This is a genomic window from Streptomyces sp. NPDC044571 (assembly GCF_040647115.1).
In the GTDB taxonomy this organism is placed as follows: Bacteria; Actinomycetota; Actinomycetes; order Streptomycetales; family Streptomycetaceae; genus Streptomyces.
The window spans coordinates 180441-188665 of sequence record NZ_JBEZBN010000004.1 but is presented as its reverse complement, the minus strand read 5'-3'; the positions used below and the strand labels follow the sequence as shown (position 1 = coordinate 188665).

Annotated in this window: 8 protein-coding genes; 5 read left to right on the top strand and 3 right to left on the bottom strand. The window is 70.8% G+C overall.

All coding sequences use genetic code 11. From position 1 onward, the window contains the following. Positions 1-111 precede the first annotated feature (111 nt). The 4 genes from AB0B01_RS03955 to AB0B01_RS03940 are packed head-to-tail and all read left to right on the top strand — an operon-like array spanning position 112 to position 2582. Positions 112-615 (top strand): hypothetical protein, encoded by a 504-nt coding sequence (locus AB0B01_RS03955; protein ID WP_361712579.1) that lies wholly within the window; start codon positions 112-114, stop codon positions 613-615. After that, entirely contained in the window at positions 612-1190 is a 579-nt protein-coding gene (locus AB0B01_RS03950; RefSeq protein WP_361712577.1) for a hypothetical protein, read from the top strand. Before AB0B01_RS03955 ends, AB0B01_RS03950 begins: the two co-directional genes overlap by 4 nt. Beyond that, entirely contained in the window at positions 1091-2086 is a 996-nt protein-coding gene (locus tag AB0B01_RS03945) for a hypothetical protein (RefSeq protein ID WP_361712575.1), read from the top strand. Before AB0B01_RS03950 ends, AB0B01_RS03945 begins: the two co-directional genes overlap by 100 nt. A 1-nt stretch (position 2087) precedes the next feature. Next, a complete protein-coding gene (locus AB0B01_RS03940; protein WP_361712573.1) occupies positions 2088-2582 on the top strand; it encodes a hypothetical protein in 495 nt (164 codons plus the stop codon). Between the two features lie 192 nt (positions 2583-2774). Here AB0B01_RS03940 and AB0B01_RS03935 read toward each other — a convergent pair whose 3' ends face one another. Next, positions 2775-3575, bottom strand: a complete 801-nt coding sequence (locus AB0B01_RS03935) for a maleylpyruvate isomerase family mycothiol-dependent enzyme (RefSeq protein WP_361712571.1) — start codon at positions 3573-3575, stop codon at positions 2775-2777. 822 nt (positions 3576-4397) lie between these two features. Here AB0B01_RS03935 and AB0B01_RS03930 point away from each other — a divergent pair. After that, a complete protein-coding gene (locus tag AB0B01_RS03930) occupies positions 4398-5246 on the top strand; it encodes a helix-hairpin-helix domain-containing protein (RefSeq protein ID WP_361712569.1) in 849 nt (282 codons plus the stop codon). Positions 5247-5349: 103 nt separating this feature from the next. On the opposite strand, the gene AB0B01_RS03925 is transcribed toward AB0B01_RS03930, so the two are convergent. Both AB0B01_RS03925 and AB0B01_RS03920 read right to left on the bottom strand, forming a co-directional pair. Next, complete coding sequence (locus AB0B01_RS03925) at positions 5350-7146, bottom strand: ABC transporter permease/substrate binding protein (RefSeq protein ID WP_361712567.1); 1797 nt, start codon at positions 7144-7146, stop codon at positions 5350-5352. Next, entirely contained in the window at positions 7146-8198 is a 1053-nt protein-coding gene (locus tag AB0B01_RS03920; RefSeq protein WP_361712565.1) for a betaine/proline/choline family ABC transporter ATP-binding protein, read from the bottom strand. Before AB0B01_RS03920 ends, AB0B01_RS03925 begins: the two co-directional genes overlap by 1 nt. Positions 8199-8225: the final 27 nt, after the last annotated feature.

The window sequence follows — 8225 nt, the reverse complement described above, 5'->3', positions numbered from 1 at the left end:
CCAAAACCCCCACCGTCACCCTCGCCGCATGACCATCCCAAACACCCGCATACCAGTCACCACGTCCTTGACGAAAGACATAGAGACACCCCCCCCGCTCAGACCGATGCGGTGGAGGCGATCATCGAGGACGCCCAGGCTGATCTCCTGCGCCGGGCCAGGCCCGCGCTGGTGCTGACCGACGAGGAGACCGTCGCGTTCGTCGTCGGGCATCCCGCAGAGGTCGCCCGCCTGGGACTGGACGAGGGGGCCGTGGCCGAGCTACTGGGCGGCGAGATGGACGTCTTCACAGCCGCGTGCTCGAACCAGCTCGCGGGCGAGCACGGTCCGGCGGGCAAGCCGTGTCCGGCTCGGCCCTGGGTCTGCTTGCTGTGTCCGCTGGCGGTGTTCCTGCCCAGGCACCTGCCCAACCTGTTGCGGTTGCGCGCCTACTTCGCACGGCAGTCCCGGCGGATGACGACCGACCAGTTCCTGGCCGTGTTCGGACCCTACGCGGACCGTTTGGACCGCGACATCCTGCCGCGCTTCCCCGCAGGCCTGCTGGAGGCCGCGGCGAGGGACGTACAGGACAGCGACAGTGAACTTCCGCTGCGTCCCAAGGAAGGAAGCGAATGAGCTCCCCCGCCCGCGTCGCCGTCCACGTCCCCACCGGGCCGATCCCGGCCGCGCTGGCCACCCGGTCTCCCTTTGCGGGGAAGGACGTCTGCGCCGAGGCCGGCTGGGAGCTTCGCCCGGGCAGCCACCGGACCGTGTTCGACGACGATGTCTGGGACGTTCGTGGCCTCGCGGACGCGCCGAAGTCGATGCTGGAGAGCGTGAAGATCTGGGACTTCACCCGGATCGTCAATCCCCGGTGGAGGCTGACCGCGAAGGAGTACCTGTTCGCTGCGGTCGTCCCGCAGCACGAAGCCGTGCTGGCCCTGCCGGATGCACCCTGGGACCCCCTCAAGCCGCAGTCCTGCTACGGGTTGGTCATGGAACTGGTTCGCTGGCTCAACTTCCTGACCGACCAGGGCCTGGAGTCCCTTCAGGACGTGCTGCAGGAGCACTGCGATGCCTGGAAGGAGGTCCGGTCCTACCGCTCAGCGGCATGCGCGCGAGCGAACCGGTCGAGCTCACCGCCGACTCACCGCTGCCACCCACGACGGTGGCGGGTGGCACCCAGCGATTCCGCCTGGGCGGCAAGCTGATTAAGGGCCAGGAGCTCGGGGGTGTCGACGAGCAGTGGGTCGTGCTGGAGCCTGCTTACCGGGCGGTCCAGCTGGCCGCGCGGCTCACGCGGGCCACGGCTGGTGAGAGCGTGTTCTCCACCAGCGGGATGGACTACGCCTACCGACGGCTGCGGGACTGGGTCAACAGCCCGGCCGGGCAACGCCTCGGCCTGGCCCGTATTCCGGCTGGGCCGGTCACTGGCAGGACGATCCGCCGCACGATCGCTCTGCTACTGGCCCAACGGCCGGGCGGCCTGCTGGCTGCAAAGATCCAGCTCAAGCACGTCTCTGTTGTCACCACGGAGGGCTACGCGGCCTGTCCGGGTGGCTCCCAGGGCACTCTGCTCGCCGAGATGAAGAAGGCCGAGGCCGACCACCACACAGAGCTGACAGCCGCCGCCTACCGTGACTACCAGCAGGACCGTCTGCCAGCCGGCACCGGCGCACGGGACCTCATCGCCGCCTTCGAGCACATCGACAAGGAACTGGCAGAGACCTCCCCCGGCCCGGCATCGGTGCTCGACTCCGACCGCCGACTGGAGAATCTGTTGCGTCAGCAGGCCAAACACCTGCACGTCCAGGCGGCGAACTACTGCTGGTTCCGCGACCCGTCCAAGGCCCTGTGCCTGAAGCTGGCCGGCACTCCCGGCGCGGACCGACCTCTGGCAGGCATGTGCGATTCGGCTCGCTGCCCGCAAGCCACACACCACCCCTGCCACCTGCCGGTATGGCAGAGTCAGGCCGCCAACCACAAGGTGTTCCTGGCCAACCCGCGCTTCCCGAAGGGCGAGGAGACCCGACTCATGCCGGAGTTGGAGCGGGCCCAGCGGGTGGTAGACGAGATCATCGCGGCCAGCGCGGCCGGAGGGGAATGAGATGGCCAGGATCAGCGACGAGACCCGCACCCGCAACGAGCAGGCCATCCGCGCGGCGATGGACCGGCTCCTGCGTGGAGACCTGCCGTCCGGAGGCAAGACCGACCTCAAGACCCTGGCCGCCGAGGCCGGGGTGACCCGCACCGGCTTTTACCCGAAGAAGAACCGCGACGGCACCACCCGGCCCGGCCCCTACCAGCACCTCGCCGAGGAGTTCGAACGGCGCCTGAAGGCCCTCCAAGACGCCGGGGATATCCCTGACCCCAGGGACGGACAGATCGCCCGCCTGAAGGCTGACAACAACGGTCTGCGCGAGCGTCTGGCACAGCGGGACGCGACGATCGCGGAGCTGACCGAGTTCAAGACCCTCGCCGTGTCCCGGCTGGCCGCTCAGCACGACGAGATCCAGCGCCTTCGCAGGGCCTTGCAGCAGCCGGAGAACATCACGACCCTGCCCGTGCGGGCACGGGTCGACCCGAACCGGCCCCGCCGGTAGGCAAGACCGCCACAGCCGAATCCTGCCGGCAGACCTCTGGGTCAGCCGACAGGACTCGGGCCGCGGCGGAAAGTCGGTCGGGTTCACGAGTGCAGGGCGATGCCCCGGTGGGCCGCGAACGTGGACCGTGGTGGACTGCGCCTACAAGACTGTCGAGCCGGTGGAGGCGCGGCCAACCGCCCCCGCTACGTCCTACTTCTCCTCCGGCTCCCAGGCGCGGAGCAGGTCGAGCAGCCCTGCGTCTCCGTCAACGTGCAAGGAGTCGGCCTGGATCCGGTCGTACAGGTAGAGGACCAACTCACTGGCCGTGCCATGGACGGAGGCGCCGGCTGCGTCCGAGTCCTCGCCGGTTGCGGCGGTGGGCGCGGGGATGCGGGTGGTGCGTGCGCCGTCGCCGTCGACGGTGAGGCGCCAGGAGCGGCCCTCGGCGGCGTGGAAGTCGAAGGCCGTGGGCTTGTGCGGCCAGGCACTCGGCGTTGCGCAGACGGTGAACAGGAACTCCTCCACACCGTCGAGTGCCAGCTCGACCGGCAGCGGCTGCGGGGCGCCCCCGGCGAGCTGGGCGTCGTAGGTGTGCACCGCGGTCTCCTGGACCCGGTGCCGGGCGGTGCCGCCGGCGGTCTGCGGTGACTGCGACGCGGGCCACCACGTCCAGCAACCGCTCTCCGGTCCCGCCGTGCGAAGGGCGCCCAGCAGAAGCTGCGTCGACGCGTCCAGCCAGGCCAGCAGGGCCTCACGCTCCTGCGGCACTTCCAGCGCGGCGCGCGCGGCGACGGCCTCGGCCGGGGGCGCGTCGGCGGGCCCCGCGCCGACGATGGCGGCCCAGAAGCGGTCTCCCCCGCCCAGGTGCTTCACCAGATCGAACAGCGTCCACCCGGGGCAGGTCTTCACCTGTGCGTCGAGACCGGGCGCGGCGGCGACCACGGCGCGGAAGGCGGTCGACCGTTCATCGATCAGTCGCAACAGGTCGGGGAACTCAAGATTGTTTTCCACGCCGGATGTCTATCACCGTGCTCCGGTGATCGGACAGCGATTTTCACAGTCGCCGCCGGTTGGCCATTGCGGACGTCCTCGCCTCCCACCGCTCGGGTGACAAGCTGGGCACTGCTGCGAGGACGCTGGCGGTGGCGGTACGCCAGGCGTCGTGCCTGTGGGTGCTCTGGCCTCGCCGCGCGGCCGGGCACCTCGGCGACGTGACGTCCACCCCGTGCGCGCGGTCATGCTGCCGCTCGATGTGATGTACGCGGAGGTCATGACGGCGGGGGAGGACCGGTCGGGTCGGGAGTTCAGGTCGCGCCAGGAGAACCGGCCGGGCCGGGTCCGGCGGGTCCAGCGCCGCCTGGGCGCTGGCGGGGGCCGGGGACACCAGCCACCCGGCGACCCTAGCTTCCACCGCAAGGCATCGCTGTTGCAAGGGAACAAACGTCACGAACTGGGAAGACAGCCATTTCAGCCATGCGAACCGTTGATGGCTGGAGGAGCCCCCGCCGGGGCTTCCGCGCGGCTGGAAGCCCAACACGCCCGGCGGAAGGGCACTCTCGCCGCCGTCCGGCCAGACGTAGCGAAGCGGGCGCGGCACTGCCGAATCGGCCGAAGGCCGATGCTGCCCCGCCCCTCTCCAGCGGGATGTCCATCCGAAGCGTGATCTCCATCACCCCGGCGACCCTCCTGTGACGCTAGAATGCGACATGCGCAGCAAGGCACGGGCTTCATATCCTGCCGAACTGGCTGCCACTCAACGAGACATGACTGCTGTGGGACACACTGTGTGCCGCGATACCGGGCGACATCATTCCGCGCGTCGAGGCGCCGGTGGTGGAGCTGCGCACGGGTGAGGAGCGGCCCATCGAGCCGCCCGCGGTGTGCCCGGGCTGCCAGGGCGACATCGACCGGTCCCAGGAACGGTGGCGGTGCGCCCGGCCCGCCGACTGCGGGCGGATCGCCTCGATCCTGTATGCCGCAGGGCGCGACCAGTTGGACATCGACGGCCTGGGCGAGAGGTACGTACGAGCGCTGGTCGAGGCGGGGCGTGTCCGGGACGTGGCGGACCTCTTCGCCCTGGACCACGCCGCGCTCGCGCTGGCGGCGGGCAGCGAGAAGCGGGCCGTCAAGCTGCTGGAGCAGATCGAGGCCGCCAAGGGCGCCGGGCCGGCCCGGGTGTTCTGCGCGCTCGGTGTTCTCGGCACCGGGCGGGGGATGTCGCGGCGCATCGCCCGCCGCTTCGGGACGATGGAGGCGATACGGGCCGCCGACGCCGCGGCCATGACCGAGGTCGAACTGGTCGGCGGGGCCAAGGCCGCGGCCATCGTCGCCCAGGTCGCGGAGCTCGGGCCGGTCATCGACAAGCCGGCGGCGGCGGGGGGCGATCTGGTCGAACCGCGCGCTGAAGGAGGCGAGGACGTGGACGGTCCGCTGGCCGGCGAGACCGTGGTGGTCACGGGCCGGATGGCGGGCGCGCCGGCCGCCCATGACACCCGGGACAAGGTACGGGCGCTGATCGAGCGGGCGGGGGGCAGGTCCGCGAGCAGCATATCCGGGCGTACCACCCTGCTCGTGGCGGGCGAGAAGGCCGGCAGCAAGGTCGCCAAGGCCCGGGAGGCGGGTATCGAGGTCGTGGGAGAGGAGGCGTTCGCCGAGCGGATCGCCGCGTTCCTCACCCACTGAGCGGGCTTGCCCCCACTGTCCGGAAGCGGCCGCGAAGGCGCCGGTGCGCGCCGGGACGTGGGTAGCGTCCCATGCGCACCGGCGCCTTCGCGGCCGGGCCGCGTTACGCGGCGGCCGCCTTGGCGACCTCCGGGTTCTCCGCCAGCCAGGCGCGCACCGCCTGCTGCTCCTTGCCCTTGCCCGTTTCCTGGATCTTCGCCTCCAGGCCGGTCAGCTGGGCCTCGGTCAGCTTGAACGAGCGCAGCCACTTGGCGACTTCGGGCTCGTCCTCGGCGAATCCCTTGCGGGCCACGGTGTGGATGCCGTCTCCCTTGCCCCAGACACCCCGGGGGTCCTCCAGCTTCCTCAGGTCGTACGAGGCGTACGCCCAGTGCGGGGACCAGAGCGTGACCGCCACCGGTTCCTTCTTGTCGTAGGCCCGCTTCAGCTCGGCGAGCATGCCGGGGGTCGATCCGTCGACGACCTGGTACTCGCCGTCGAGGCCGTACTCCTTCAGGAGCTTGTCCTTCAGGAGGGCCATCTCGCCCGCGCTGGGCTCGATGCCGATGATCCTGCCCTTGAACCGGTCGCCCTTGCCCTTGAGGTCGGCGAGCGAGCGGACGTCCTTCATGTAGGAGGGGACGGACAGCTCCAGGGAGGTCGGACCGTACCAGGAGCCGAGGTCGTCCAGCTGGTTGCCGTACTTCTCCCAGTACTGGGCCTGCGTGCCGGGCAGCCAGGCGTCGGTCTGGAAGTCGACCTGGCCGCCGGCGAGTCCGGTGAACAGGGCGCCGAGCTCCAGCTGCCGTGCCTCGACCTGGAAGCCGCGGCGCTCCAGCAGCTCCTTCCACAGGTAGGTGGAGGCGATGCCCTCGTCCCAGGGGATGTAGCCGATGCTGACCGTGCGGCCCTTGCCGATGCCGTCGCCCTTCGCGGCGGCCGGGCTGCCGGAGCCGCCGAAGGTGTTCAGGCCGCCCGCGACGAGGGCGAGGACCACGGCCGCGGTGACGGCGTAGGCCGGCTGCGGGCGGTGGCTCCACACCTTGGCGAGGCCGTTCGCGGCGCTCTGGGCCTTGGCGAGGGCGCGGCGGCCGAGCGGTGAGACCTGGCGGCCCAGCGCCCCGGTCATCCGGTCGAGGTACATGGCGAGGATGACGATGGAGATGCCCGCCTCGAAGCCGAGGCCGATGTCGACGCTGCCGATGGCGCGGTAGACCGCCCCGCCGAGGCCGCCACCGCCCACCATGCCGGCGATGACCACCATGGACAGGCCGAGCATGATGACCTGGTTGATGCCCGCCATGATCGTGGGCAGGGCGAGCGGCAGCTGGACGCGTACGAGGGTGTTGCGCGGGGTGGTGCCGAAGGCGTCCGCGGCCTCGACGAGTTCGGCGTCGACCTGGCGGATGCCGAGCTCGGTCATCCGGACGCCGGGTGGCAGCGAGAAGATGATGGTGGCGATGATGCCGGGCACCACTCCCACCCCGAAGAAGATGATGCCGGGGATGAGGTAGACCATCGCGGGCATGGTCTGCATGAAGTCCAGTACGGGCCGCAGCACGGCGCTGACCCGGTCCGAGCGGGAGGCCCAGATGCCCAGCGGGACCGCGAAGACCAGCGTGACCAGGGTGGCGACCAGGACCAGGGACAGGGTGGACATGGCCTCGCCCCACAGGCCGACGGAGTCGACCAGTGCGAAGCCCGCGAAGGCGAGGAGCGCGGCGAGCAGGCCGCGCAGCCACCAGGCCGCGACGGCGAGGGTCCCCGCGAAGAGCAGGGGCGCCGGGGCGGACAGGACGGCGTGGACGCCGTCGTACAGACCGGTGACGAGCGCGCTGATGGCGTCGAACAGCCAGGACAGGTGGCGCTGGAGGAGGTCGACGCCGGAGTCGACCCAGGCGCCGAGGTGCAGGCGGGGCATCAGGCGGCCACCTCCGCGCAGCGCACCGGTTCCCGCTGTTCGTCACCGATGAAGGCGACGAGGCGGTCCTGCGGTACGGAGCCCACGACGACACCGGCCTCGTCGGTGACGGCGACGGGGTGCGGGACGCGGGCACTGACCGCGCACAGGTCGGCGAGCGGGGTGTCGGCGGTGACACTGGGGCAGCCGCAGGCACAGCCGCCGGCGGCGGGCTCGGTCATGACGGCGTCGGCTGTCAGGACGCGCGAGCGGTCCACGTCCTGGACGAAGGAGGCGACGTAGTCGTCGGCGGGCCGGGTGAGGATGTCCTCGGCGCTGCCCTGCTGCACGATGCGGCCGTCGCGCATGACCGCGATGCCGTCGCCGAGCCGCATGGCCTCGTTGAGGTCGTGCGTGATGAAGACGATGGTCTTCTTCAGCCGCTGCTGGAGCTCCAGCAGCTGGTCCTGCATGTCGCGGCGGATCAGCGGGTCCAGCGCGCTGAAGGACTCGTCCATCAGGAGCAGGTCGGCGTCGGTGGCCAGGGCGCGGGCGAGGCCCACGCGCTGCTGCATGCCGCCGGAGAGCTCGTCGGGCCAGGACTTCTCCCAGCCGGCGAGCCCGCACAGCTCAAGGGACTCGGCGGCTCGGCGCTCGCGCTCGGCGCGGTCGACGCCCTGCACCTCCAACCCGTAGGCGGCGTTCTCCAGGACGCTGCGGTGCGGGAAGAGGGCGAAGTGCTGGAAGACCATGCTGATCTTCCGGGACCGGACGTGGCGGAGCTCACGTCGGGAGAGGCCGGTGAGGTCCTGTCCGTCGAAGAGGATGCGTCCCGCGGTGGGCTCCAGCAGTCCGTTCAGCATGCGCAGCAGCGTGGACTTGCCTGATCCCGACAGACCCATGACGACGAAGATCTCGCCGGGCTCGACGCGGAACGAGGCGTCGATCACAGCGGCCGTCGTGCCGTCGGCGCGCAGCTCGTCGCGGCCGGTGCCGCTGCGGAGCGCGCGCACCGCGGCGCCGGGTCGTCTTCCGAACACCTTGTAGACGTGTTCGGCTTGGAGCGTGGACACATACACCTCGCGGGTCGTACCGGAGAA

Excerpts from the sequence above, each read along its gene's own strand:
- AB0B01_RS03940 (WP_361712573.1), top strand. The coding sequence starts at position 2,088 with ATGGCCAGGATCAGCGACGAGACCCGCACCCGCAACGAGCAGGCCATC.
- AB0B01_RS03950 (WP_361712577.1), top strand. The coding sequence starts at position 612 with ATGAGCTCCCCCGCCCGCGTCGCCGTCCACGTCCCCACCGGGCCGATC.
- AB0B01_RS03925 (WP_361712567.1), bottom strand. The coding sequence starts at position 7,146 with ATGCCCCGCCTGCACCTCGGCGCCTGGGTCGACTCCGGCGTCGACCTC.
- AB0B01_RS03945 (WP_361712575.1), top strand. The coding sequence starts at position 1,091 with ATGCGCGCGAGCGAACCGGTCGAGCTCACCGCCGACTCACCGCTGCCA.